18 protein-coding genes and 1 pseudogene are annotated in these 24,463 nt (G+C 65.7%); 14 read left to right on the top strand and 5 right to left on the bottom strand.

Annotation, left to right across the window (positions count from 1 at the left end; translation table 11 throughout):
- Positions 1-310 precede the first annotated feature (310 nt).
- From putA to ACXYMR_RS02900, 5 genes and pseudogenes are all read left to right on the top strand, one after another.
- A complete protein-coding gene (gene putA, locus ACXYMR_RS02920) occupies positions 311-3,436 on the top strand; it encodes a bifunctional proline dehydrogenase/L-glutamate gamma-semialdehyde dehydrogenase PutA (protein ID WP_458941253.1) in 3,126 nt (1,041 codons plus the stop codon).
- Between the two features lie 285 nt (positions 3,437-3,721).
- Positions 3,722-5,617 (top strand): annotated as a pseudogene (locus tag ACXYMR_RS02915) (ribonucleoside-diphosphate reductase subunit alpha); the annotation flags it as partial.
- A 218-nt stretch (positions 5,618-5,835) separates the two neighbouring features.
- Positions 5,836-6,648 (top strand): lipid A-modifier LpxR family protein, encoded by an 813-nt coding sequence (locus ACXYMR_RS02910; RefSeq protein WP_458941252.1) that lies wholly within the window; start codon positions 5,836-5,838, stop codon positions 6,646-6,648.
- Between the two features lie 52 nt (positions 6,649-6,700).
- Positions 6,701-8,515 (top strand): tetratricopeptide repeat protein, encoded by a 1,815-nt coding sequence (locus ACXYMR_RS02905; RefSeq protein ID WP_458941251.1) that lies wholly within the window; start codon positions 6,701-6,703, stop codon positions 8,513-8,515.
- Positions 8,516-8,724: 209 nt separating this feature from the next.
- Entirely contained in the window at positions 8,725-9,756 is a 1,032-nt protein-coding gene (locus ACXYMR_RS02900) for a ribonucleotide-diphosphate reductase subunit beta (protein ID WP_458941250.1), read from the top strand.
- 514 nt (positions 9,757-10,270) lie between these two features.
- Here the strand turns inward: ACXYMR_RS02900 and ACXYMR_RS02895 are convergent.
- Together ACXYMR_RS02895 and ACXYMR_RS02890 are read right to left on the bottom strand one after the other, a co-directional pair.
- Entirely contained in the window at positions 10,271-10,576 is a 306-nt protein-coding gene (locus ACXYMR_RS02895; protein WP_458941249.1) for a putative quinol monooxygenase, read from the bottom strand.
- 239 nt (positions 10,577-10,815) lie between these two features.
- A complete protein-coding gene (locus ACXYMR_RS02890; RefSeq protein ID WP_458941248.1) occupies positions 10,816-13,407 on the bottom strand; it encodes a bifunctional aspartate kinase/diaminopimelate decarboxylase in 2,592 nt (863 codons plus the stop codon).
- 171 nt (positions 13,408-13,578) lie between these two features.
- On the opposite strand from ACXYMR_RS02890, the gene ACXYMR_RS02885 reads away from it, so the two are divergent.
- The 5 genes from ACXYMR_RS02885 (at position 13,579) to ACXYMR_RS02865 (ending at position 18,705) form a co-directional block, all read left to right on the top strand.
- Positions 13,579-15,042: an AMP nucleosidase gene (locus ACXYMR_RS02885; protein ID WP_458941247.1), complete on the top strand. Its 1,464-nt coding sequence runs from the start codon at positions 13,579-13,581 to the stop codon at positions 15,040-15,042.
- Positions 15,043-15,125: 83 nt separating this feature from the next.
- Positions 15,126-15,779, top strand: coding sequence for a hypothetical protein (locus ACXYMR_RS02880; RefSeq protein WP_458941246.1), 654 nt, complete (start codon positions 15,126-15,128; stop codon positions 15,777-15,779).
- Between the two features lie 58 nt (positions 15,780-15,837).
- The gene (locus ACXYMR_RS02875; RefSeq protein WP_458941245.1) at positions 15,838-16,611 is read left to right on the top strand and encodes a tyrosine-protein phosphatase; all 774 of its coding nucleotides are present in this window, start codon (positions 15,838-15,840) and stop codon (positions 16,609-16,611) included.
- A 16-nt stretch (positions 16,612-16,627) separates the two neighbouring features.
- A complete protein-coding gene (gene pabB, locus ACXYMR_RS02870; protein WP_458941244.1) occupies positions 16,628-17,896 on the top strand; it encodes an aminodeoxychorismate synthase component I in 1,269 nt (422 codons plus the stop codon).
- Positions 17,893-18,705 (top strand): aminotransferase class IV, encoded by an 813-nt coding sequence (locus tag ACXYMR_RS02865; RefSeq protein WP_458941243.1) that lies wholly within the window; start codon positions 17,893-17,895, stop codon positions 18,703-18,705. Before pabB ends, ACXYMR_RS02865 begins: the two co-directional genes overlap by 4 nt.
- Here ACXYMR_RS02865 and ACXYMR_RS02860 read toward each other — a convergent pair.
- The 3 genes from ACXYMR_RS02860 to ACXYMR_RS02850 are packed head-to-tail and all read right to left on the bottom strand — an operon-like array spanning position 18,702 to position 20,259.
- Positions 18,702-19,241, bottom strand: coding sequence for a TadE/TadG family type IV pilus assembly protein (locus ACXYMR_RS02860; protein ID WP_458941242.1), 540 nt, complete (start codon positions 19,239-19,241; stop codon positions 18,702-18,704). The genes ACXYMR_RS02865 and ACXYMR_RS02860 overlap by 4 nt on opposite strands.
- Positions 19,234-19,743 carry a TadE/TadG family type IV pilus assembly protein gene (locus tag ACXYMR_RS02855; RefSeq protein WP_458941241.1) on the bottom strand — a complete coding sequence of 170 codons (510 nt, stop codon included), beginning with the start codon at positions 19,741-19,743 and terminating at the stop codon, positions 19,234-19,236. Before ACXYMR_RS02855 ends, ACXYMR_RS02860 begins: the two co-directional genes overlap by 8 nt.
- Positions 19,744-19,791: 48 nt before the next feature.
- Positions 19,792-20,259, bottom strand: a complete 468-nt coding sequence (locus ACXYMR_RS02850) for a pilus assembly protein N-terminal domain-containing protein (RefSeq protein WP_458941240.1) — start codon at positions 20,257-20,259, stop codon at positions 19,792-19,794.
- Positions 20,260-20,529: 270 nt separating this feature from the next.
- Between ACXYMR_RS02850 and ACXYMR_RS02845 the strand changes: the two genes are divergently transcribed.
- From ACXYMR_RS02845 to cpaB, 4 genes are all read left to right on the top strand, one after another.
- Entirely contained in the window at positions 20,530-20,691 is a 162-nt protein-coding gene (locus ACXYMR_RS02845) for a Flp family type IVb pilin (protein WP_458941239.1), read from the top strand.
- 156 nt (positions 20,692-20,847) lie between these two features.
- Positions 20,848-22,953, top strand: coding sequence for an amidohydrolase family protein (locus tag ACXYMR_RS02840; protein WP_458941238.1), 2,106 nt, complete (start codon positions 20,848-20,850; stop codon positions 22,951-22,953).
- Between the two features lie 59 nt (positions 22,954-23,012).
- Positions 23,013-23,510: an A24 family peptidase gene (locus ACXYMR_RS02835; RefSeq protein WP_458941237.1), complete on the top strand. Its 498-nt coding sequence runs from the start codon at positions 23,013-23,015 to the stop codon at positions 23,508-23,510.
- Positions 23,511-23,627: 117 nt separating this feature from the next.
- Positions 23,628-24,458 carry a Flp pilus assembly protein CpaB gene (gene cpaB / locus ACXYMR_RS02830; protein ID WP_458941236.1) on the top strand — a complete coding sequence of 277 codons (831 nt, stop codon included), beginning with the start codon at positions 23,628-23,630 and terminating at the stop codon, positions 24,456-24,458.
- The last annotated feature ends 5 nt before the right edge of the window (positions 24,459-24,463 follow it).

Genomic DNA, 24,463 nt, shown 5'->3' with positions numbered 1-24,463 from the left:
CTCGTCGAGGGCTGCGTCAGCGGCTTCGTCATCATCGTCTATGATCGGCGTCGTGTCGGTCATGGCATCCGTCGGGCTGGCACGGCGTCAGGCGAGCTGGCGCGGTGCGGGCTTGATCAGTCGGCGCACAGCATACCGGCGATTTTGCGCGCTTGAAGGAAAGAAAGCGGTTGTGCCGCGTTGAACCCTTTGGGACATGCCCGGAGCGGTATTGAAATAATGCCGCGGCGACAGCGCACTTCGCTTGCCGAGCGAGAAACTTGCTACCATTGTCCGGGCCAATTCACTGCTGGAGTAGGGAGTTTCAGCCATGAATGTGCTGACACGTGACGGCATGCGTTGGGATGATCTGGATACGCACAAATTTGCCTTTGAATCCGATGCCGTAAAGCGTCTGGCCGACGATATTGGCCTGGACGCAGCGGCGCGTAAGCAGATCCAGGACGATGCTGTCGAGCTGGTTCGCACGGCTCGCCGCACCACCAAGGCGCGCGGCATCATGGATTCCTTCCTCCAGGAATTCGGCCTGTCCAACCGCGAAGGCCTGGCCCTCATGTGCCTTGCCGAAGCCCTCTTGCGTGTCCCCGACGCACCGACGGCGGACCGGCTGATTGCGGAGAAAATCTCGGGCGGTGCCTGGACCGAGCACATGGGCCGGTCGGAAAACTGGCTGGTCAATGCGTCGACCCTGGGTCTCATGCTCACTGGCAGCATCATCGATGTCGAGGCCGAGGCGCGGCGCAGCCCGGGTGATTACTGGCGCAAGATGACCCAGAAAATGGGCGAGCCGGTCATCCGCGCGGCGGTGTTTCGGGCCATGCGCATCATGGGCGAGCAATTCGTTCTGGGCCGGACGATCGGAGAGGCCATCAAGCGCGCCGCCAAGGGTGAAGGCGAGCTTTGCTCTTTCGACATGCTCGGTGAGGCGGCCCGGACCGCCAAGGATGCTAAGCGCTATCACCGGCGATACCTTGAAGCCATCGAGGCGGTCGGCAAGCAGCGCGGTGACGGGCCGGTCGAGCTGGAGCATGGGGTCTCGGTAAAGCTCTCGGCGCTGCATCCGAAATACCTGGCGGTCAAGGAAGAGCGCGTGATGAACGAGCTCTACCCGCTGCTGCTCGAGCAGGCCCGGGCCGCCAAGTCTTACAATATCGGGTTCTGCCTCGATGCCGAGGAAGCCGACCGGCTGGTAATCTCCCTGAAACTTCTGGAGCGGCTGGCCCGCGCGCCGGAGCTGGAGGGCTGGCAAGGGCTGGGCCTGGCAGTGCAGGCCTACCAGAAGCGCGCCAAGCACGTCATCGAGCGCCTGATCGATCTCGGCCACGAAACCGGCCGCCGCTTCCTGGTCCGCTTGGTCAAGGGCGCTTACTGGGACACCGAGATCAAGTTTTCCCACCAGATGGGCTGGCCCGATTTCCCGGTTTGGACCACCAAGCCGGCCACCGATCTCAACTACCTGGTCTGCGCCCGCGTCATGCTGGGCGCCCCGGACGCCATTTACAGCCAGTTCGCCACCCATAATGCGCACTCTCTCGCCGCGGTGCGGCTGATGGCCGAGCAGGCGGGTGTCGACAGCTATGAGTACCAGCGCCTGCACGGGATGGGCGAGCCGCTCTACGCGGCGGCTGAGAAGATGTTCGGTGACCGGCCGGTGCGCGTCTACGCCCCGGTGGGCAGCCATGAGGACCTGCTGCCGTACCTTGTCCGGCGCCTGCTGGAGAACGGAGCCAACACGTCCTTCGTGCACTCCTTCCTCGACGCTGATGTGCCGCCGGAGGATGTGGCGCGCGGGCCGTTCGAGGTGGCCGAGACGATCGACCGTCACGCCTCCATCCCGCTGCCGATCGACCTGTATGGCGAGGAGCGCGACAACTCGATCGGCCTCGACCTGGCCCAGAAGGCCGAGCGCAAGCGCATCGAACAGGCCTTTGCCGATTTCGAGACGTCCGAGCCGATCACCGCTGCACCGCTGGTCAATGGCCAGCTTCTCGACGGCGCGGCGCACCAGATCATGTCACCAGTCGACGCCACCGAATATGTCGGCACGGCTGTCGATGCCTCGGTCGATGACGTCAACGCGGCATTCGAGATCGCCGTGGCCGCCCAGCCGGGATGGGATGCGCGCGGCGGCAAGGCGCGCGGGGCCATCCTGCGGGCCATGGGGGATGCCCTGGAGAACGACATGCCGCGCCTGCTGGCGCTGATGTCGCGCGAGGCCGGCAAGACGCTGGCCGACGGTATCGCCGAAGTGCGCGAAGCGGTTGATTTCTGCCGTTATTACGCGGCCCAGGCCGAGCGCGAGTTCGACAGCGCTGTTCGCCTGCCGGGGCCGGCTGGCGAGACCAACCATCTCGGCATGAAGGGGCGCGGCGTCTTTGTCTGCATCAGCCCGTGGAATTTCCCGCTGGCCATCTTCACAGGCCAGGTGGCTGCGGCACTGGCCGCGGGCAACACGGTCATCGCCAAGCCGGCCGAGCAGACGCCGCTGGTGGCGTTCGAGGCGGTGCGCATGTTCCAGAAAGCCGGCCTGCCGGCCAGCGTACTGCACTTCCTTCCCGGTACCGGGGAGATCGTCGGTGCGGCCCTGACCAATGATCCGCGTACAGCCGGCGTGGCTTTTACCGGCTCCACCGAAGTGGCACGGGCGATCAACCGCTCGCTGGCCGCGCGCGAGACCGCCATTGCCCCGTTGATCGCCGAGACCGGCGGCCTCAACGGCATGTTCGTCGATACTACGGCGCTGCGCGAGCAGGTCGTCGACGATGCCGTGTCCTCGGCCTTCGGTTCGGCTGGCCAGCGCTGTTCGGCGCTGCGTCTGCTCTTCCTGCCGGAAGACACGGCCGACGAGCTGATCGAGAGCCTGGCCGGCGCGATGGACGAGCTGAAGGTCGGTGACCCGGCCGATCCGGCGACCGATGTCGGTCCGGTGATCGACAATGAGGCGCGCGAGATCCTGCTGCGCCACATGGAGCGCATGGAAGGCTCGGCCAAGGTCATCAAGCAGCTTGATCCGGGCGAGTGGGTCGAGCGCGGCTTCTATTTCGGCCCGGCCCTGGTCGAACTGCCCTCGCTCGACATGATCGACCGAGAGGTGTTCGGACCGATTCTTCACGTCATCCGCTATCGCCGCAAGGACCTGGGCGCGATGGCAAGGGAGCTCGCAGCCAAGGGTTACGGCCTGACGCTCGGCATCCACTCGCGTCTGGAATCTTTCCACAGGCAAGTTCAGTCGATCGTGCCGGCCGGCAATGTCTACGTGAATCGCAACATGGTTGGCGCCGTCGTCGGGGTCCAGCCGTTCGGCGGGGAGGGCTTGTCAGGCACGGGTCCCAAGGCTGGCGGCCCGCACTATCTGCACCGCTTCGCGGGCGAGCGCACGGTGACCATCAACATCGCCGCCCAGGGGGGCGATCCGGAGCTCCTAAACCTCGACTAGGGCCGTCACAACCCCGTCTTCACCTTGATTTTTCCGGCGCTGGAAAGGATTAACAAGGTGTGACGGGGCGTGGGCCGGATTGGCGGTTTGTTAACCAAAAACTTGCCGCCGAACCCATTCAGCCCGTTGACCCGCGCCCCCCAGTTGATCCACTATATGTTGGGTCCGCTGGCGACAGCGGCACACTATACAGAGTTTCTTACGAACTTGACGCAACGCAGATTGTGTCGGGACCGACCCGGCGCAAACAGGAAAATTACGCCTCGGGCTGGGAGTAGACTTGCCATGACGCCTTTGGATTCGGCCGCGAAAAGCCAGATTGACACCGCCAAGGCTGCCCCGGCAGCCAAGCCTTCGTCGCCGCGTGGCAAACCGAAATCGGCGAGCCATCTGCGCGTGGTGCGGGGCGTCAAGATCGACCGTTCGCGTGACGCGCTGCTGACCGATTTCGGCAAGAAGACCCTGGAAGACCGGTACCTGCTGCCGGGCGAGAGCTATCAGGACATGTTTGCCCGCGTTGCCACGGCCTATGCCGACGACGACGCGCACGCCCAGCGCCTTTACGATTACATCTCGCGCCTGTGGTTCATGCCGGCGACGCCGGTGCTGTCGAATGGCGGCGCCGATCGCGGCCTGCCGATCTCCTGCTTCCTCAACTCGGTCGGTGATTCGCTCGACGACATCGTCGGCACCTGGACCGAGAATGTCTGGCTTGCGTCCAATGGGGGCGGCATCGGCACCTATTGGGGCGACGTGCGCTCGATCGGCGAAAAGATCGGGGATGTCGGCCAGACCTCGGGAATCATTCCCTTCATCCGGGTCATGGACTCGCTGACCCTGGCCATCTCCCAGGGTTCGCTGCGCCGCGGTTCTGCCGCCGTCTATCTCGACGTGCACCACCCGGAAATCGAGGAATTCCTCGAGATCCGCAAGCCGTCCGGTGACTTCAACCGCAAGTCCCTGAACCTGCACCACGGGCTGAACATCTCCGACGAGTTCATGCACGCCGTGGCCGAGGACCGCGAGTTCGAGCTGAAATCGCCGAAAACCGGTGACGTGGTGAAAACCGTCAATGCCCGCAAGCTGTGGCAGAAGATCATCGAGCTGCGCCTGCAGACCGGTGAGCCCTACATCATCTTCTCCGACACCGTGAACAACGCCCTGCCGGCGCACCAGCGCAAGCTGGGCCTCAAGGTGCGCCAGTCTAATCTGTGCGCCGAGATCATGCTGCCGACCGGGTTCGACCACAAAGGCAAGGAGCGCACCGCGGTGTGCTGCCTGTCCTCGCTCAACGCTGCCAAATTCCTCGAATGGAAGGACGAGCCGGACTTCATCGAGGACGTTTACCGATTCCTCGACAACGTGCTGCAGGACTTCATCGACCGCGCCCCGCCGGAAATGGACCGGGCGGTGTATGCGGCCATGCAGGAGCGCTCGGTCGGCCTCGGCCTGATGGGCATGCACACCTTCCTGCAGCAGATGAACGCGCCGTTTGAATCGGCCATGGCCAAGTCGTGGAATTTGAAGCTGTTCAAGCATATCCGCACGGCCGCCGACGCCGCCTCGGTGAAGCTGGCAGACGAGCGCGGAGCCTGTCCGGATGCCGAGGCATCGGGCGTCAAGGCGCGCTTCTCGCACAAGCTGGCGATCGCCCCGACGGCGTCGATCTCGATCATCTGCGGCGGTGTGTCCGCCGGCATCGAGCCGATCCCGGCCAATGTCTACACCCACAAGACCCTGTCCGGTTCGACCACGGTGAAGAACCCGCAGCTGGAAATGCTGCTGGAGGAAAAGAGGCTCAATACGCCGGGCGTCTGGGCCACCATCCTCGAGCACGAAGGTTCGGTGCAGCATCTCGACGGGCTCGACGAGCACGAGAAGGCGCTGTTCCGCACCGCGTTCGAGATCGACCAGCGCTGGGTCATCGAGCACGCGGCCGACCGTACGCCCTATATCTGCCAGTCCCAGTCGCTGAACATTTTCCTGCCCGGCGACATCAACAAGTGGGACCTGCACATGCTGCACTGGACGGCCTGGGAGAAGGGCGTGAAGTCGCTCTACTACTGCCGTTCCAAGTCGGTCCAGCGCGCCGCCTATGCCGGTTCGGAACGCAAGGCCGAGGCGGAGGGTGCCATGGCGGCGGCCGGACCGACCGATTACGAGGAATGCCTGGCCTGCCAGTGGGCAGGTGAAGGGTGGGGACCTGGCGGCCCGGCTCACTCGATCCGGGCCGCTTGCGGTTCAGGGTCGTTCGATGCCGTTTCTCTCCTGCAGATAGACCTCACCCTTCACACTCTGTTAGGATTTCCCGCAAGGGGTGAATCCCCGTGTATTGCCCGTGGAGTTCGCTAGGCTGGACCGCTGGGGGAATCGGCAGGCGCGGGGAGGCGTTGGCCAGAATGAAACGCGTAGTCGAGATAGGTCTGGCGGGTGTCATCGCCCTGGGCGGTATGGCGTATGTCATGACGCCGCCCGGCGTGGCCGAGTGGGCCAGCAGCGCCGACATGATCCGCGGGCAGTTCGATGTCCGGCAACCGGTCCGGCGGTTGCAGCCCGCGACGGTCGATGTGGCCGAGGGCGCCCGGGCGATGAGTGCCGATGATCTCAACGCGGCGGTTCTCGCCAGCCTGACCAGCGGTGCTGCCAGCAATTTCGATCTCGGCGATGCGGGTACGGTCAAGGTCGCGGTGGTCAATGTCGACGACACGGCCTCAAACCGGCTGTTTTCCCCTTATGGCGATGAGCGCTCGCCCCTCGTCCTCGATCCGGCGCGCAATGATACGGCCGTGGCTGTGGCGTACGAACGCCGCTTCGAGACCCGCTCGAGCACCGAGGACCTGGATGTCTCGATCACCCCCCGTGCCGCTTTCGCCCACGGACCGGAAGGCTCGACGGCCCGGGCCGGGGCGGAAGTTCGCGTCGGACGCTATCGCGGCCGCGCCTCACCGGTCCGTCCGCGCTGGTATGTCTTCGCCGGTGCCGACCGGCGGGCCCTGATGTACGACCCCCGCGAAGGGGCCAATCTGCGTCACGCCATGGTGCTGTCCGACCGGCTCGTGGTCGGTGATGCCCAGGCCGGCGTCGCCGTGCGTCTCGGCGAGGTCGACCTGTCGCTGGCCTATGTCCGGCGCGAGTACAAGCACGTCGCCGGCGTCACCAGTTTCGACGAGACCGAGCAGTTCGGCGCCGTGTCCGTGAACTGGACCTGGTAGCCGGTTCCCGTATCAGCCGCGATGATCTAGGTTGCGGCTTCCCGGGGGAACCATGACCAGAATTCTGTCTGAACTGCGCCGTCGAAACGTGCTTCGCGTGGGGGCCGCCTACCTGGTGGCCGGCTGGCTGGTCCTGCAGGTGGTGAGCGTGCTGCAGGGCGCGCTGAACCTGCCCGACTGGGTCGACGGCTTCTTTGTCCTGCTGCTCGCCGTCGGTTTCGTGATCGCCCTGCTCGTGGCCTGGGCCTTCGAGCTGACACCGGAGGGCTTGCAGCGCACCTCCGACGCGCCGCCCTCCGGTCAGCCAGCCAGCCTGGGGCGTCGCGTGGCGGACGCGGTCATCGTCTCCAGCCTCGCTGGCATCGCCGTCCTGATGGTCGTCACCCTGCTGCGACCAGCCGGGCCGGAGGCCGGCTCTGTCAGCGCGGGTGCAGCGCCGGACACGGTCTCGGTCGCCGTCCTGCCCTTTGCCGACATGAGCCCGGACGGGGACCAGGAGTATTTCGCCGACGGCATATCCGAGGAAATCCTCAACGTGCTGGTGCGGGTCGACGGTCTCAGCGTCGCAGGCCGGACCTCCTCTTTCGCCTACAAGGGCCGCAATGAGGATTTGCGCCAGATCGGTGCCGAACTCGGCGTGTCGCATATCCTGGAAGGCAGCGTACGCCGGTTCGGCGAGCGCCTTCGCATCACCGCCCAGCTGATCCGCAGCAATGACGGGTTTCATGTCTGGTCGGAGACCTATGACCGGTTTGCCGATGACATCTTCGACATCCAGGACGAGATCGCCGGCTCGGTGACCCGGGCCCTGACCCATTCGCTCGGCCTGGCCGCCACTGCCCATGTCGAGCGGCCGCGTGACCTGGAGACTTACGACACCTATCTGCGCGCCAAGGACCTCTATTTCCGGCGCGGGCAGGACAATCTCGAGACGGCGGCCTTGTTGCTGCACACGGTGACCGCGCGCGATCCCGACTACGCGCCGGCCTGGACAGCGCTGGCGGGCGTTTATGCGGTGCGGCGCTTCTATATTCCCGACATTGCTGCGGAGCGGGCGTCGGACTATCTGAATTTCGCTATGGCAGCCGCCCGCCGGGCGGAAGAGCTGGAGCCGGACTCGGCCGAAGCGCTCCTGTGGATCGGTTTCCTGTCGGCGGAGACAGGAGACATTGTCGCGGGATACGAGGCGATTGACCGGGCCCTGGAACTGGCCCCCGACAATGCCGACATTCTCGACCAGGCGGCCCAGTCCTACCTGTTCGCGGGCTATGACGCACGCGAACTCACCCGGCGATCTGTGGCGTTGGCGCCGCGCGTCGCCATGAACCACAATACGCGGGGCTGGGCCCTGGCTCAGGCCAGGCGGCCGGAAGATGGGCGCGAGGCCGAGGCGGCGTTCGCCCGCGCTCGCGAGTTGGATCCAACATTGTCGTATGGCTACGGAAATGCGCTGGTGACCCTGTTCGAGCAGCAGCGCTTCGACGAGGCCGAGGTCCTGCTCCAGGCGGCTCGCCAGCATGCCGCCTTGCCGGCGGACCTGCTGGATCAATTCGACACGCTGGTGGCAGCAGTCCGCGACCCCGACCATGGGCTGTGGGCCAATGCCGGAGACATCCCGGGCGCCATCCAGCTCTACGCCGGTCTGGCGCGGCAGGATCTCGACATTGTGCTGGCGGCGTTCGACGTCGCGCCGGATGAGCCCCTCCCGTTCGGCCTGGATCCCTTCCTCTGGACCGACATGCCCTACCGGCAGGACCCGCGCTGGCGCGATTTCGTTTCGCGACTTGGGCTGCCTGAGCTGTGGCATGCGCGCGGCTTCCCGCCGGGGTGCCGGGCTGTCGGCGAGACGGACTTTGCCTGCGACTGACCGACCAGAGGCGCCCGCGCGGGACACAAATCGTGATGCGGCCAAGTGTGCCGCCCGGCTTGCGAATCGGGCAGTGTCCACAGACAGGCTCAGCTGGGGCCTCATCTATCTGTAGACGATTTCGAAACTGTGAACACAATATGTTGTGTTCGACCCCATGATTCGGGCGGCGCCATGCCGACCGTCGCCGCAAGCAGGAGAGCGCAGACATGACGACCGAGACCGCCACACTTCCCGGCCTCCTGACCTCGAGCCATTCCTACAAGCCCTTCCGCTATCCGTGGGCCTATGACTTCTGGAAGAAGCAGCAGCAGGTGCACTGGATGCCCGAAGAGGTCCCGCTCGGCGAGGACTGCAAGGACTGGGCGACCAAGCTCAATGACGGCGAGCGCAACCTGCTGACCCAGATCTTCCGCTTCTTCACCCAGTCGGACGTCGAGGTGAACGACAATTACATGGAGCGCTACAGCCGCGTCTTCAAACCGACCGAAGTGAAGATGATGCTGTCGGCCTTCTCCAACATGGAGACCATCCACATCGCCGCCTACGCGCTGTTGCTGGAAACCATCGGCATGCCGGACAGTGAGTTCTCGGCCTTCATGGAATACCAGGCCATGGCCGACAAGCATGACTACATGCAGCGTTTCGGCGTCGAGAGCGATGCCGACATCCTGCGTACCGTGGCCATGTTCGGCGGCTTCACCGAAGGCCTGCAGCTGTTCGCCTCCTTCGCCATGCTGATGAACTTCCCGCGTTTCAACAAGATGAAGGGCATGGGTCAGATCGTCACCTGGTCGATCCGCGACGAGAGCCTGCACTGCGAGGGCATGATCAAGCTGTTCCACGCCTTTGCCGAGGAGACCGGCGCCCTGACCCAGGAGGTCAAGGACGACATCGTCGAGTGCTGCCGCACCGTGGTCGGGCTGGAGGACAAGTTCATTGACCTGGCCTTCGAGGCCGGCGAGGTCGAGGGCATGACGCCGGACGACATCAAGAACTACATCCGCTACATCGCCGACTGGCGCCTCGGCCAGCTCGGCCTGCCCAAGATCTACGGCATCAAGGAACACCCGCTGCCCTGGTTGTCGGAAATCCTCAATGGCGTCGAGCACGCCAACTTCTTCGAGGCCCGCGCCACCGAATACTCCAAGGGCGCGACCCAGGGCGACTGGCACGGTGATGACGGCGTCTGGGGCATGTTCGACAAGATGAAGAAGGCCGACGCGGAACCGGCGGAGTAGGGGACTTTCCAATTCTACTCGCTGTCATCCCGGCCGGATGGCCCGCGAAAGCGGGCCGCAGGGCCGGGACCAATACCCTCGTTGTCGACAGATCACGCGCGATGGCCGGACACCGGGATGATAGGCCCCGGACCTCCGCCCGGCCTGCGCCGCGCATGCGTCCGGGATGACAATTTTGAGTGAAGAACGGGCGCCATCGCGCGCCCACCAGCCCATTCATCTCTCGCCGGGACTTCGCCTCAGGGGTTCAGCCGCGTCAAGGGTGCCGCAGGCGCCGCTGCGCGGTTCCACCCTTGACGCGGCTGAACCCCTGAGGCCCGCTGGCTGACAAGAGATCAATGGCTCTCTCCGCGCCCGGCACGATTCCTCCCCTGCGAAGCGGGGGAGGTCTCGACCCCGGCCTGGAGCCGGGGGATGGGGGAGGGGGTGGGTCCCAGCCTCATACTCCCCCCTCAGGCGGGCTGGCGCCGCCAGCTCCCCCGCATGCGGGGGAGCGACCGGAGACCTGGCTAAATCAGAGCGGCTCCATCACCAGCCCGTGCCCGCCGGCCGGTGCCGTCTCGGCCACCCGCTGCATGCCGGCGATCATCGGCCGTCCCTTGCCGATGGCCTCGCGCACACTGTCGAGTTCGAGCGCGGCCTTGTGGTGCTCGGCGCTTTCCCAGACTTCGGTGATCCAGAGGGTCACATCGTCGCCCGGGTCGCGGGCGACGATGTAGGAGTGACAGCCGGGCAGGTCTTGCATGCCCTCCAGAAGGATGTCGACCAGCGCCTCGCGCTGGCCTTCGCTGGCGGTGAACTTGCCGATCAGTCCGTACATGGCGGGCACTCCTTACTGTGTGGAATCTAACAAGACACAGACGGATAAGCACGGACTTTCCTCCCCGTAGGCGAGGAGGCGGCGGGTATTCCCCGATACACCCAATTAGAGTTTTCCCCGCCTTCATGGCGGGGCCTCCAATCCTGTCAGCGCGCCAGATGGCCGCCGCTTCGCGCGGGTTGGCCGATCGGAGTCCCCGCCATGAAGGCGGGGGAAACGGAGCTCGGCTGGAGATGAGGCTAAATCACCGCCTCCCCCGCCGGCTCCCGCTGATTGTAGCGGCTCGCCATGACGTGGCCGTAGGCGCCGCCATTGTCGATCAGGATGACGTCGCTTTCCTCGCTTTCCGGCATCAGGCGCTGGCTGCCCAGGAGGTCGGCGCTCTCGCAGATCGGACCGACAATGTCGGCGACCCAGGCCCGGTCCGCGTCAAGCCGGGTCAGGTTTATGATGTCGTGACGGGCGCCGTACAGGGCCGGGCGGATCAGCGAGTTCATGCCGGCATTGAGGCCGATGAAGCGCTTGTCAGGGGTCTGCTTGAGCTGGGTCACCCGGGCCAGCAGCACCCCCGCCTCGGCGCAGATGAAGCGGCCCGGCTCGAGCCAGAAATCATATTGCGGATGCGCCGTCTTGAGTTCGCCCAGCATGGCGTCGAGTGCCGCAAGGTCCAGCCGGCGCACGCCCGAGGCCTCGTCGACCGACAGTCCACCGCCCAGATCCAGTACACGCACATCCGGCAGGCTGCGCGCCTGTTCGGCAAGGAAGACGCCGACCCGCCGCCAGTGGGCCGGGTCAGCGATGCCGGAGCCGGAATGCACGTGCAGGCCGGTGATCTTCGCACCGGCCTTTTCGGCCAGCTCGCGCGCTGTCGGCAGTTCGTCGGTGTGCAGGCCGAACTTGGCCTCGGGCCCGGCCGTGCGGACATGCTTGTGATGACCTTCCGGCTGCTGCGGGTTGAGCCGCAGGGTGATGTCCTTGCCGGCGAACAGCTCCGGCCAGGCCTGCAGAGGGTAGAGCCCGTCCAGGGTCAGGTGGATGCCGAGCTCGAGGGCGGCGGCGTATTCGGCGCGGGGCGCGAAATTGGGGGTGAAGAGCAGCCGGTCAGCGGCAAGGTCCGGTACCGCCCGGCGCGCCGCCTCGACCTCGCCCATCGACACGCATTCGATACCGAGCCCGGACTGTGCTGCCGCGGCGATGACATCACGGTGCGCATTGGCCTTCATGGCAAACCAGGCGCGGTCGACATGCTTCAGTCCGGCGATCGCGCTGGCGCGCTCGCGCACCGTGTCGAGATGGTAGACGTAGAGCGGCCGGTCGGCCGGGCACATCTCGAGCAGGGCCTGGCGCTTGTCACGCCACCAGCGCCCGCTGCCCAGCGGCACGGCGGCACCGCCGCCATCGCTGATCTCGCGCCAGCTCGGCCCGAACGTGCGGTCCAGCGGGCCGGGCTGGATGAGCTGGTCGTGCAGGCGCCGGCACAGTGTCTTGCCCTGGTCGCCATCGACGACGACGGTGAGATTGAGATCGTTTGCCGCCTGCGAGACCAGGCGAACCGGGTGGTGGGCAAAGGCTTCCATGGCCGGTCCGAACTGGGCCAGCAAGGCGCGCACGCCGCGCCCGACGAGGCTGACCGCGGCGCAGTTCTCGATCATTTCAACCCGCGCAATGGCGTGCAGGTCCTCGATCAGCGCGGCCAGAACGTCGTCGGTCAGGCCGGGATCCGGGTCGAGCGACACGGTGACGCTGGTCTGCGAGGTCGACACCAGGTCGATGGAGATGTTGTGCCGGGCAAACGGCTCGAAGGCGCGGGCCAGGAAGCCGGAGGCCTGCCACATGCCCTCGGTCTCCAGCGTCACCAGGCGCACGCCCTGCTTTACCGAGACCGCCTTCAGCCGAGGCGTGTCCTCGGCCGGGTTGGGGCCGATGACGGTGCCGGCAATGTCCGGGCGCTGGGTACAGCGGATGTGCATCTCGATACCCGCATCGCGCACCGGCGGAATGGCGCGGGGATGCAGCACGCCGGCCCCCATCGAGGCCAGTTCCTGGGCTTCCGCGTAGCTCAGCGACAGGATCTGCCGGGCATTGCCGGTGAGGCGCGGGTCGGCGGAGAAGAAGCCGGGAACATCGGTCCAGATTTCCAGCCGCCGGGCGGCCAGCTTGGCGGCGAAATAGGATGCCGACGTGTCCGATCCGCCGCGGCCCAGCAGCGCCGTGTCGCCGTCGGCCCGCCGGGCGATGAAGCCCTGTGTCAGGGCCAGGACGGGACTGTCCCCGACGGCAGCAGCGCCAAGCCGGGCCGCCAGGTCGGTATCGCGCTCGTGCCGGCAATCCACGGCGAGATGGCCGCGCGCGCCGGGTGCGGGCAGGGCGGCAAGGTGCTCGCGCGCATCGACCCAGCGGGTCGCCAGGCCCTGGTCTTCCAGCCACGCGGCGCCCAGTCGCGTCGCCATCAGCTCGCCCTGGGCCATGATCCGGGCGCGCAGGCGCGGGCTGGCATCGCCGGTCAGGGCGAGCCCGGTGCGCAAGCGCTCCAGCTCGTCGAGATGCTCCCCGAGCAGCGTGTCGGCATCCACACCCAGCGCCGCCGCCAGGTCGCGGTGGCGCGTGCGGATCTGGTCCAGCTCGGCCTCGCCACCGCCGGCCATGGCGGCCCCGACCAGGGCTTCCAGCGTGTTGGATATGGTGGCCAGCGCCGAGTGCACGACGAGCACGTGGTGACCGTCCGCCTGCACGGCGCGGACGCGCTCGGCGATATTGTGCCAGCGCTCGACCGATGACACGCTGGTGCCGCCGAACTTCAATACCACCCAGTCGCGCGCCGTAGCGTCCATGACCTTGCCTCTCGTTTGCCGGATGCCGCGCGTCCGGCGCCCAGACAGGCCTCTTACAGGCTGCGGACGGGCTCGCCAATCACGGCTTTTGACTGGCTGCAGGCGGCTGGCTGCGCCGGCTTAGGCACTTGTCGCTTTATCCGCGCCGCGAATTCGGGCATGAGAGCGGCGATGAAAGACTTCAAGGTTGCGAACACGCCCGCTGAAGCGGTGGATCAGCTCGATGCGCTCTACCAGGCTTCTGTCTCCCGCCTCCAGACCTCGCTGAAAAGCTATCTCGACGGCGGCGCGCCGCCGTCCGAGGCTGATCGCCGGGGCGGCCATTTCAGCTATCCCGAACTGCGCGTCACCTACATGCCCGACGGTCCGCCGCCGCCGGTCAGCAAGGCCTTCGGGAAATTCACCGATACCGGCATCTATGCCTCGACGATCACCCATCCCGAACTGTTCCGGGAGTATCTGATCGAGCAGCTCACCCTGCTGCAGAGCCAATACGAGATCACCATCGAGACCGGGCCGTCCGAGACCGAGATCCCGTTCTCCTATGTGCTGGACGGGGCTAACGACCTGGACATGGACGCGGCCTCCCCGGCCGAACTGGTGCGCCACTTCCCCTATGCCGACCTGAGCAAGGTGGATGACGACCTGCCCAACGGCCTGCGTCCGAACATCCCCGGGGAAGTGAAGCCGCTCTCGCTGTTCGAGGCGCCACGCGTCGATTATTCGCTGCAGCGCCTGCGCCACTACATGGGTACGCCCTATGAGGACACCCAGCACTTCATCCTGTTCACCAACTATCACCGCTATGTCGATGCCTTCACCAGCTGGGCCATCCGCCAGCTCAAGGAAGACAATCACTATGAGAGCTTTTCCGCCGCCGGCTTCGTCGATGTCGACGCGGCGACGGAGAATGCCCACGCCGTGGTCGAGGGCGCTCCTTGGCGCCGTTTCCAGATGCCGGCCTATCACCTCAAGGCGCCGGGCAAGCGCGGTATCACCCTGGTCAATATCGGTGTCGGCCCGTCCAACGCCAAGACCATCACCGACCACCTCGCCGTGCTGCGCCCGCAATGCTGGCTGATGATCGGCCATTGCGGCGGGCTGCGCCATTCCCAGCGTCTCGGCGACTACGTGCTGGCACACGCCTACCTGCGCTACGACAACGTGCTCGACGAGGACCTGCCGATTGAAGTGCCGGTGCCGCCGATCGCGGAAATCCAGATCGCCCTTGAAGATGCCGTCTCAAACGTGTCCGGTGATACCGGCGAGGCCCTCAAGTCGCGCCTGCGCACCGGCACGGTGGCGACTTATGCCGACCGGAACTGGGAATTGCGCTACGCCGCCCAGGCCCGCCGGATCAACCAGTCACGCGCTATCGCGGTGGACATGGAATCGGCCACCATCGCGGCCAACGGCCTGCGCCTGCGCGTGCCCTACGGCACCTTGCTGTGCGTCTCGGACAAGCCGCTGCACGGTGAGCTCAAACTGCCGGGAGCGGCCAACCTGTTCTACCAGCGCTCGGTCTCCGAACACCTGGCCGCCGGCATCGAGACCATCGAGATCCTCAAGCGCGACGAAGGCGCCGCCCTGCATTCGCGCAAGCTGCGCAGCTTCGACGAACCGCCCTTCCGCTAGTACCGGGATACGGGGGCGGCGAATACCGAGTGCCAGAGCGTGGTCGATCTGCTTAAGTGGCCAAGCGCAAACGGGAACCGCTCATGTCCCTGACCACCATTACTCGTCCTGTCTGGCTCGGACGTGCCATCGTGGAAGCCTTGCTCATCGTGTTCGCGGTGGTGCTGGGCTTTATCGTGAATGAATGGCGCGAAAGCGTGTCGGACCGGCGCGCTGCCGAAGCCGCAATGAGCCGGGTTGTGGTGGAGATCAAGGCCAACATTACGGGCTTGGAGGCCGTGGTGGGCTATCATGAACAGGTGGTGGATCGGATCGGCGCGCGTCTTGAGGCGATTGCAGCGGATGAGGCGGCGGACCGGGGAATTGTCCTCGATGAGCTGCAGCAATTCATGCCGCGCGGCGTCAATCCGGCTGGTCTGTCCAGTTTTGCGTGGGAGCACGCTCAGCAACATGGACGCCTGGACGCGCTGCCCTATGAGACAGTGGCGAACACCGCACGCGTCTATGAATGGCAGGCCGATGGGGTCGAAGCGACCTGGCGCCAGATCATCGACTTGCTGTTCGCCGGCCCGGAGGTCATGCGCGAGCAGGACTTGCGGCCGAGCCTGCGTTTTACCCAGATCGGATTCCAGGAGCTTTCGTCACAGGAGCGATACTTGATCAGCCAGTACGAGCGGCTGCTCGAGGATCTGCAGGCGGCCGGGTTTGGCGAACCGGAGCAACTCTCCACACGCTGACCGGCGAAACTCCCGATGTGCCCTTGTCGCGGTCGGTGCAAATGCGTACCTCACTGGCATGAAGCGCGTCACGCCCCTCGAAGGGGTCCATAATTTTCGCCATTTCCACGATTACCCCGCCGCCGACGGTCGGCGGGTGCGTGCCGGCCTGTACCGGTCCGGCCAGTTCAGTCGCGCCAGCGAGGCCGACCGTGAGCACCTGGCCGGGCTCGGCCTGCGCGTGGTGGCCGATCTGCGCAAGCGGCGCGAGCGCGACAATGAGCCTTCAGCCTGGTCCGACGCCCTGAAGCTCAAGGTCATCGCATCGGACCTGGGCGATGAAGGCGAGCCGCCGCACCTGCAATTCCTGCGCAAGGGGGTGAGCCGGGCCGAGGAGGTCGAGGCCTACATGCTTTCAGCCTATCAGCGCATCCCCATGGAAGCCTGCAACCAGGAAGTCTTCCGCGGCGCCTACCGGGCGCTGGCCTCCGGCGAGGCGGATGGCGGCTTCCTCGTCCACTGCGCTGCCGGCAAGGATCGTACGGGCATATTCTGCGCCCTCGTCCTGTCCGAGCTTGGTGTGGCGAGGGGCGATGTGGTGGAGGACTATCTGCTGACCAATCACGCCGTCGATTTCGATGCCATCGTGCCGCGGATCCAGGAACGCAGCGAAGCGCGCTACGGGGTCACCATGCCGGATGAGCTGATGCGCGTCTTCTTGGGTGTCGATGCGCGCTACCTCGACGCCGCTTTCGAGGCCATGGGCGATTTGAATCGCTATGTCGTGGATACGCTGGGCATTCGGCCTGACGAGCGGGCTGCGCTCCGGGCTCGCTGGTTGGATGGCTGGTGACGGCGCGGCGGCGGGCATGATCGAGATCCGGTTTCCCTGGCAAGACCCGCTGGCCGTGTTCGCACCGCTGGCCGACCAGCCCCGCTCGCTTCTCCTGCATGGCGGTCGGGACGGCAGGGCCTGGTTGTTCGCCTTTCCCGACGAGGTTTTCGAAGGCGATGACCGGTCCGCCTTTGATGCCCTGGCTGCCAGTTGGCGGGACCGGCCCGGCATGCTGGCCGGACTGTTTGGCTATGACCTGTCCGGGGCCTTCGAGCGCTTGCCGGAATTTCCGCACCGCTGGCCGGCCCTGGCCGTGGCCCGATACCCGGCCTGGATGGAGTTTGACCCGGGCCGGCAAAGCGTGACCGTGCGCGGAGAGACCGGGGCCGTGCGCCGACTGGCTGACCAGCTCGAGACGGTCCGGCAGCAGGCCGACCCGGTCGAGCCCGAGGCTGCAGACTGGGCTCCGCGGTGGGACCGCGCCCGCTACCTGGAGGCGGCGCGCCGGGCGCGCGAATACGTGCATGCCGGAGATGTCTTCCAGGTCAATCTCTCGCACGCCTTCGACGCGCGGCTGGATGAGCGGGACACGCCGTTTGACCTGTTTCGCCGACTGTGTGCCGACAGCCCGGCGCCGCATGCGGCCTATTTCTGCCTCGATGCCGACCGGGTCGTCTTGACCAATTCGCCCGAGCGCTTCGTCAAGCTGCGCGGCGGCCGGGTTGAGGCGCGACCGATCAAGGGCACGCGGCCACGCGCACGGACTGCGGCCGAGGACGCCGTTCTCGCAGAGGAGTTGGCCGAAAGCGCCAAGGACCGCGCGGAAAACCTGATGATCGTCGATCTCATGCGCAATGACCTGGCGCGCGTATGCCGGCCCGGTAGCGTCGATGTTCCAACCCTGTGCGCGGTCGAGAGCTATGCCAATGTCCATCACCTGGTTTCGGTGGTGCGCGGGGAAATGGCGGCCGATCGGGACATGTTCCACCTGTTGTCGTCGAGCTTTCCGCCCGGCTCGATTACCGGAGCGCCGAAAGTGCGGGCGATGGAAATCATCGCCGAGCTGGAAGGTGAGCCGCGCGGACCCTATTGCGGGGCGCTGGGGTGGTTGGATGCTGCCGGCGACCTCGATCTCAACGTGATGATCCGCACGGCTGCCTTGCGCCGCACGGACGGCCGTTGGGATGTGACCGTGCGATCGGGTGGCGGGATTGTCGCTGATTCCGATCCCGTGGCAGAATACGACGAAACACTGACCAAGGCGTCGGCGCTGAAGGCAGCGGTTTTGGGGGAACGGGAATGACGGGCATTGTCTGGCAGAACGGCAACTGGCTGCCGACCGGATCAGCGGTCTGGGATGCCGATGACCGGGCCGCGCTTCTTGGTGACGGCCTGTTCGAGACCATTCGCATGGCCGCCGGGGCACCGGTCGCTTTCCAGCTCCACATGGCCCGGCTGCAGCGCGGTTGCAACGAACTCGGTCTCGACCTGCCCTACAGCGAAGGCGAACTGTTCGTGGCGGCGCGACAGTTGATCAAGCGCAACGAAATGACCGAGGCGGCGCTGCGCCTGACCGTCTCTGCCGGACCGGGGCCGCGGGGCCTTGCGCGCCTGCCCGAGCCCAATGTGCGCGTGGTCATGAACCTTTCCGAACGCATTGCACCGCCGGAAACGGTGACCCTCACGGTGACGCCGCGCCGGCGCTCGCCTGACAGTCTGACGGCGCGGCTGAAGACGCTGAGCTATATCGACAATGTCGTGGCGCGCCGGGATGCCAAGGCGCAAGGTGCCGACATGGCCTTGTTGCTGGATACCCGGGGCAATCTGTCCGGCGGCGACAGCGCCAACCTGTTCTGGGTCGACCATGACCGGCTGTACACGCCGTCGCTTGATTGTGCGGTGCTGCCCGGAACCGCGCGGGCCCGCCTGATTGACGAGATGCCGGTCACCGAAGGAAGGTTTCAGCCGGATGCACTGCGGCGCTCGCCCTGTGTCTTCGTGACCAATGCGCTGATGGGGGCAGTGATGGTGGGGCGTCTGGACGATATCCGGATCGGTGACGGCGATCCGCTGTTCGACCGGGCGCGCGACCTGCTGGCTGCGGCGGACTAGTTGCGCGACACCACGATCGAGCGGCGCGGGCGCAGGAAGAAGACTTCCTTGATGTCCAGCTCAGACAGGCCGATTTCGCTGAACACGGTCTCGTAGTCGTATTCCACCTCGACCATGATGATCGAGCGGTTGGGTTCCAGGACCCCGTTCGGCACGGGGGCGCTGCCGCCGGGCGAATAGGGCGACATACCGCGCGCATCGCTCCACTGCACTTCCAGGTCGCGATCCTCGTCCATCATCACGCTGGTCACCCGAAGGCGCAGGGGATCGCCGTCGAATGGAGCGACGATCACTTCGGCGGCATTCATGATGTCGGTCATTTCGTCATCGGTGATCACGTCGTCCTGGGCGACGAGATCGGCCAGGGCGCTGGCCACGCTCGTGATCTTGCGGTCAATCGACAGGGCCAGGTTGAGGTCGACCGCGCCGAGGTAAAGCAGGATCATGAATGGCGCGATGAGCGCGAACTCCACCGCAGACACTCCGGAGCGGTCACGGCGCAGGCGGCGCAGGAGGCGAGTCAGCGCACTAGTCATCGAAGGGCTCGTTTCGGAACACGGTCGCGGCCGTCATCAGGCGCTGATTGCCTTCCATGTTGGCAAGGCCGCCTCCGAAGCTCGGCGTCATCAGGGACCAGCGATAGAATACCCGGACCAGGACGATGTCGCCGGCGTCGCCGGGCTCCCAGCCGAAATTGTCACTGTTGACCGAGCCGTCCTCGTTGACCGGGGTGGACTGGTCGACATTGTCGAAATCCTCGAAGATCTTGACGTCGACATCGAGCCGGTCGCAATTGCCAACGACCTCGATGCGGCTGCAGATCTCGTCGCGGAAAGTGCCGGCCGACATGCCGCCGGCCTGGGCCTGTCCGGTGCGGATCTGGCGGGCCATCTCCAGCACCGCGTTTTCCATCACCGTTCCGACAAAGAACACGGCGGCGATTTCCATCATGGCAAACAGCAGGAAGAAGAAAGGCGCCGCGATCAGGGAGAACTCGACCGCAGTCGCTCCCGAGCGGTTGCGCAGGAAGCGCCGCATCAATCGGGGTCGGGGTGAGTTTGCCTGTCGCATCGGTTCGGCCTGGGATTATTCGCCCGAACCGCCGGCTTCGCCGACGCCGGCATTGGCGGTGTCGAGACGCGCGCCCTGCTGGCTGGTCAGTGCTTCGGTGCGGGTCGGTTCGTCGCCGACACGCGGCACGCTGGTGCAGGTGGTGCCGCAGGACAGTGTGGTGCGCTCGGTTCCGCGATAAACGGCGATATCCCCGCGCGCTTCATTGCTCACCACGATGTCGCGGGAAAAAATGATGCGCCCGACCCTGTCGAGGGCGATGACATTGGTGCGACCCGGCAACCGGCCGGTCACCACCAGGGTGCGTCCGTCATGGACCAGCGCGTCGGCGATCGACGGATTGCCGACGACGACGGCTGACGCGGTGGCGGGCAGGCGCACCACTTCGGCGTGCTCGACTGTGACAGAGAGGTCGGCGGCTGCGGCTGCGGGTGCGAGGGCGACCAGGGCGACCAGGCTCGCGGCGGCGATGCGATTGAACATGGGGCGCTCCCGTCCCGTTAGCTGAAACTGGGGCCATCCTCGCGCGCGCGCCTAAATCTTTTCTAAACGGGGCTGATTTTATTTGACTTTGCAGTTTACCAGTATTGTTTGCCGGATGTTAACCATGTGCGATATTCGTGCATTTATAGATTTTGTTAAGGACGAATTTTTACTCAACCGAAATGCTTCCCGTGTTTACTCGTAATCGTTCAGGAGAGGTCGGGACGGATCGGCTCCTGATGGATGGGAACTTCACGGGAGTATAAAAAAATGAAACTCGTTTCTCGCTTTTTCAAAGACGAATCTGGCGCCACCGCGATTGAGTACGGCCTGATTGCCGCCCTTATCGCCGTTGTCATTATCGGTGCGGTCACCGCACTCGGCACTGGCGTCAGCGCGAACTTCGACACGGTTGCCGGCGCGATGGGCTAAGCCCGTTCGGGCCCTCCGGGGCCCGTGCCAAGACCAGACTGTAAAAGGGTCGTCCTCCGGGGCGGCCCTTTTCGCATGTGCGCAGTCCAGTGGCGTTGTCTGCCTGTTGTCGCCGCATTAGTCTGGTAGACAGGGGGGAGACAAAAGGGTGGGGACATGACCATGACATCAATCTGGACACCGCTGGCTGTCGCCGGCCTGGCGAGCCTGCTGCTGGCCTGCGGCGAAACCCCGGCACCGGACGCCGGCGGCGAAGCCGCCACCGTGGAGCCGGCTCCGGCGCAAGAGGCCGGGCGCTTTACCGTTCTCGTCGGGGGCGCCGAGATCGGTGAACTGGTCGTGGCCCGCGATGGCGATGCTTTCGATATCGCCTATGAATACCGCAATAACGGACGGGGCCCGACGATCAATGAGCGCGTCGAGCTCGGCGCTGACGGCCTGCCGCAGCAGTGGCGCATCGAAGGCGCATCGACCTTTGGCAACCCGGTCGACGAGACATTCGAGCTGCGCGACGGCGAAGCCCGCTGGCGCGACAATACCGGCAGCGACAGCGTCACCCCGTCCGAACCGGCGTTCTATCTTCCGGAATCGTCAAGCCCCTATGCCATCGCCATCGCTGCGCGCGCCCTGATGCAGGACGAGGACGGTGAAATGCCGGCCCTGCCTGGCGGCGAGCTGCGGCTTGGCGAGATCGAGAGCTTCGAGGTGGAGGGCGCGCCGGGCCGCCGCGAGGTGACGGCCTATTCGATTGCCGGCACCAGCCGCAATCCCACCTATTTCCTCATGCATGGCGATGCGTTCTTCGGCCTGATCACGCCCGGATTCGCCATCCTGGAATCCGGTTTCGAGGCCGAGGACGAGCGCCTGCGCGGGTTGGCGGCCGAGTACGCGGCGCGCCGCTTCGATGACATCCAGTCGCGTTACGGGCGGCGCTATAACGGCCCGGTTCGGGTGCGCAATGTGCGCATCTTCGACGCCGTCGAGGAGACCCTGGGCGAGCCTGTATCGGTTGTCGTCGAGGGCAATCGCATTGCCGCCATCGAGGCGCTCGACGCGGCGCCGGCCGATGGCGAGACGGTGATCGAGGGCGGCGGCGGGACGCTGGTGCCCGGCCTGTTCGACATGCACGCCCATCTCGGCGAGACGGCGGCCGTGCTCAATGTCATTTCCGGCGTCACCAGCGTGCGCGACATGGGCAATAACAATGATGTCCTGGAGGCTCTCGTCGAGCGCATCCAGACTGGCGAGATCGCCGGTCCGCGGGTCTACCGCAGCGGCTTCATCGAGGGCGAGAGCCCGTTCAACTCCAATAACGGCATCCTGGTGTCCAGCGAGGCGGAAGCCGTTGCGGCGGTTGAGACCTATGCCGAGCACGGCGGATTTCATCAGGTCAAGATCTACAATTCGATGGACCCGGCCTGGATTCCGGCGGTCATCGAAGCGGCCCATGCGCGCGGCCTGCGCGTCGCCGGCCACGTGCCCGCTTTCACCAATGCCGACGCCATGATCGAGGCCGGTTACGACGAATTGACGCACATCAACCAGGTCATGCTGGGCTGGGTCCTGGAGGAAGGCGAGGACACGCGGACCCTGTTGCGCCTGACCGCGCTGCGCCGTCTGCCCGGGCTCGACCTGTCGAGCGCTCCGGTACAGTCCACACTCGATGCCATGGCCCGCAACGGCGTCGCCATAGACCCGACCCTGGCCATCCACGAAGCCCTGCTCCTGTCGCGCAACGGCACGCTGTCCCCCGGCGTGGTCGATTACATCGACCACATGCCGATCGACGACCAGCGCAGTGCCCGTTCGGCGTGGGCCGACATTGCCACGCCGGAAGACGACGCGGCCTATCGGGGCGCCTGGGAGCAGATCCTGGCCACCGTGACGATGATGCGCGAGCGCGGCATCATGCTGGTCCCCGGGACCGACCTGGGCGGGGCCTTTGCCCATCACCGCGAGCTGGAACTGTACCAGCAGACCGGAATGAGTGCCTCCGAAGTCCTCGGCTGGGCGACCCACGGCATGGCCGATTATCTGGGCGTGTCCGAGGACCTGGGTTCGATAGAGACCGGCAAGCTGGCTGATTTCTTTCTCGTCCCCGGCAACCCGACCGAAGACCTCGCGGCGATCAAGACGATCTCGATGGTGATGGCTGACGGGGTGGTCTACTACCCGGCGCAGATCTACCCGGAGTTCGGCATCCGCCCCTTTGCCGAGCCGCCGGTGGTGGCCGAGCAGGTCAGCCAGGACGTCCAGCCCTGACAACCTGACATTAAGCCCTCACCGCTAGTGTGCCCCCGTATTCTGCGGGAGTGTACGCGATGTGGGTGCAGTTGCTGATCCTGGTGTTCGCCGGCCTGGTGTTGTTTGCCGCGTGGTGCGACGCCGTCAGCTTCACCATTCCGAACTGGCTGTCCGGTGCCGTCGCACTGGCCTTCCTGCCGGCGGCCCTCGTGGCTGGTCTGGGCTGGGGTGAGGCGGGCAATCACCTGCTCGGCGGTGGCGTTGCTCTGCTCATCGGCTTTGCCCTGTTCGCCCCGGGCTGGATCGGCGGCGGCGATGCCAAGCTGTTCGCGGCGGCGGCGCTGTGGATGGGCTGGCCTGACATGTACCAGTTCCTGATGGCCACCGTGCTGGCCGGCGGCGTGCTCGTCCTCGCCTTGATCGTGCTGCGCCGAGGGCTGGCCTGGGTGCCACAGGTGGCGGGCCGGCTGGACGGCAGTGCGCTTGCTAAGGATGCCCCTGTTCCCTACGGCATCGCCATTGCCGCCGGGGCCCTGTGGAGTATTCCCGGATCGCTCGTATTTGCGTCAATTTAGCGCCGTCCTGAAAAATCCGGACTTGGTCCGGATTGACTCGGCAGAATTAACGCGACTTTGAGGAATTCCACGTCTCCTAGCACATGAATCCGTGCGTCCGAGAGGTCCGAAGTCGCCATGAATGCCCTTCGCATTATCATCCTTGCCGCCGCTGCCATTGCCGCGATCGCCGTCGCCTTCTTCGTGCGCCAGGCGATGCAGGATGGCGACGCGCCGCAAACCGTGGTCGTCGAGGAGCGTCCTTCGGTGCGTATCCTGGCGGCCCGTCGCGACCTGACCATCGGCGAGCGCACCAGCGCCGCAGACTTCTACTGGCAGGCCTGGCCGGACGAGGCCGTGAGCCCCGGCTATGTGGTGGAGAACCGCGGCCAGGGTATCGAGGACTTTGCCGGCTCCGTGGTGCGCGCCCCGATCGGTCAGGGCGAGCCGGTGACCGGTCGCCGTCTGGTGCAGCCGGGCGAGGCGGGCTTCATGGCCGCCGTACTGTCTCCGGGCATGCGCGCCGTGGCTGTGCCGATCTCGGCCGAGACCGGTGCCGGCGGTTTCATCCTGCCCAATGACCGGGTCGACGTGATCGTGTCCTTCGAGGAAGAGCGCGAAGGCAGCCGGGGCCGCAGCGCCCTGGTGGCGCGTACGGTTGTCGAGAACGCGCGTGTCCTGGCCATCGACCAGACCTTTGGTGACGGCGAGGGCGAAGATGTCGTGCTGGGCGAAACCGCCACACTGGAACTGACACCGGCCCAGGCCCGGGCCACCTCGCTGGCCGTCGCCCGCGGCGACGTCAGCCTCGCCCTGCGCAGCCTGTCCGACAATGACAGCGCGCCGCAATTGCTGACCGGCGAGGAAACCTACGAACCCGATGCACCTGTCTATGACGACAGCTCCAACAGCGTCACCTTGATCCGCTATGGCCGCTCGCAGCGCGTGGCCCTGGCCCGAGACGAGTGAGACCG

The sequence above is a fragment of the Maricaulis sp. CAU 1757 genome, from assembly GCF_054482675.1.
Note: the sequence above shows the minus strand (reverse complement) of the source record. Positions and strands in the feature narration are given on the sequence as shown.

Excerpts from the sequence above, each read along its gene's own strand:
- putA (WP_458941253.1), top strand. The coding sequence starts at position 311 with ATGAATGTGCTGACACGTGACGGCATGCGTTGGGATGATCTGGATACG.
- ACXYMR_RS02910 (WP_458941252.1), top strand. The coding sequence starts at position 5,836 with ATGAAACGCGTAGTCGAGATAGGTCTGGCGGGTGTCATCGCCCTGGGC.
- ACXYMR_RS02905 (WP_458941251.1), top strand. The coding sequence starts at position 6,701 with ATGACCAGAATTCTGTCTGAACTGCGCCGTCGAAACGTGCTTCGCGTG.
- ACXYMR_RS02900 (WP_458941250.1), top strand. The coding sequence starts at position 8,725 with ATGACGACCGAGACCGCCACACTTCCCGGCCTCCTGACCTCGAGCCAT.
- ACXYMR_RS02895 (WP_458941249.1), bottom strand. The coding sequence starts at position 10,576 with ATGTACGGACTGATCGGCAAGTTCACCGCCAGCGAAGGCCAGCGCGAG.
- ACXYMR_RS02890 (WP_458941248.1), bottom strand. The coding sequence starts at position 13,407 with ATGGACGCTACGGCGCGCGACTGGGTGGTATTGAAGTTCGGCGGCACC.
- ACXYMR_RS02885 (WP_458941247.1), top strand. The coding sequence starts at position 13,579 with ATGAAAGACTTCAAGGTTGCGAACACGCCCGCTGAAGCGGTGGATCAG.
- ACXYMR_RS02880 (WP_458941246.1), top strand. The coding sequence starts at position 15,126 with ATGTCCCTGACCACCATTACTCGTCCTGTCTGGCTCGGACGTGCCATC.
- ACXYMR_RS02875 (WP_458941245.1), top strand. The coding sequence starts at position 15,838 with ATGAAGCGCGTCACGCCCCTCGAAGGGGTCCATAATTTTCGCCATTTC.
- pabB (WP_458941244.1), top strand. The coding sequence starts at position 16,628 with ATGATCGAGATCCGGTTTCCCTGGCAAGACCCGCTGGCCGTGTTCGCA.
- ACXYMR_RS02865 (WP_458941243.1), top strand. The coding sequence starts at position 17,893 with ATGACGGGCATTGTCTGGCAGAACGGCAACTGGCTGCCGACCGGATCA.
- ACXYMR_RS02860 (WP_458941242.1), bottom strand. The coding sequence starts at position 19,241 with ATGACTAGTGCGCTGACTCGCCTCCTGCGCCGCCTGCGCCGTGACCGC.
- ACXYMR_RS02855 (WP_458941241.1), bottom strand. The coding sequence starts at position 19,743 with ATGCGGCGCTTCCTGCGCAACCGCTCGGGAGCGACTGCGGTCGAGTTC.
- ACXYMR_RS02850 (WP_458941240.1), bottom strand. The coding sequence starts at position 20,259 with ATGTTCAATCGCATCGCCGCCGCGAGCCTGGTCGCCCTGGTCGCCCTC.
- ACXYMR_RS02845 (WP_458941239.1), top strand. The coding sequence starts at position 20,530 with ATGAAACTCGTTTCTCGCTTTTTCAAAGACGAATCTGGCGCCACCGCG.
- ACXYMR_RS02840 (WP_458941238.1), top strand. The coding sequence starts at position 20,848 with ATGACCATGACATCAATCTGGACACCGCTGGCTGTCGCCGGCCTGGCG.
- ACXYMR_RS02835 (WP_458941237.1), top strand. The coding sequence starts at position 23,013 with ATGTGGGTGCAGTTGCTGATCCTGGTGTTCGCCGGCCTGGTGTTGTTT.
- cpaB (WP_458941236.1), top strand. The coding sequence starts at position 23,628 with ATGAATGCCCTTCGCATTATCATCCTTGCCGCCGCTGCCATTGCCGCG.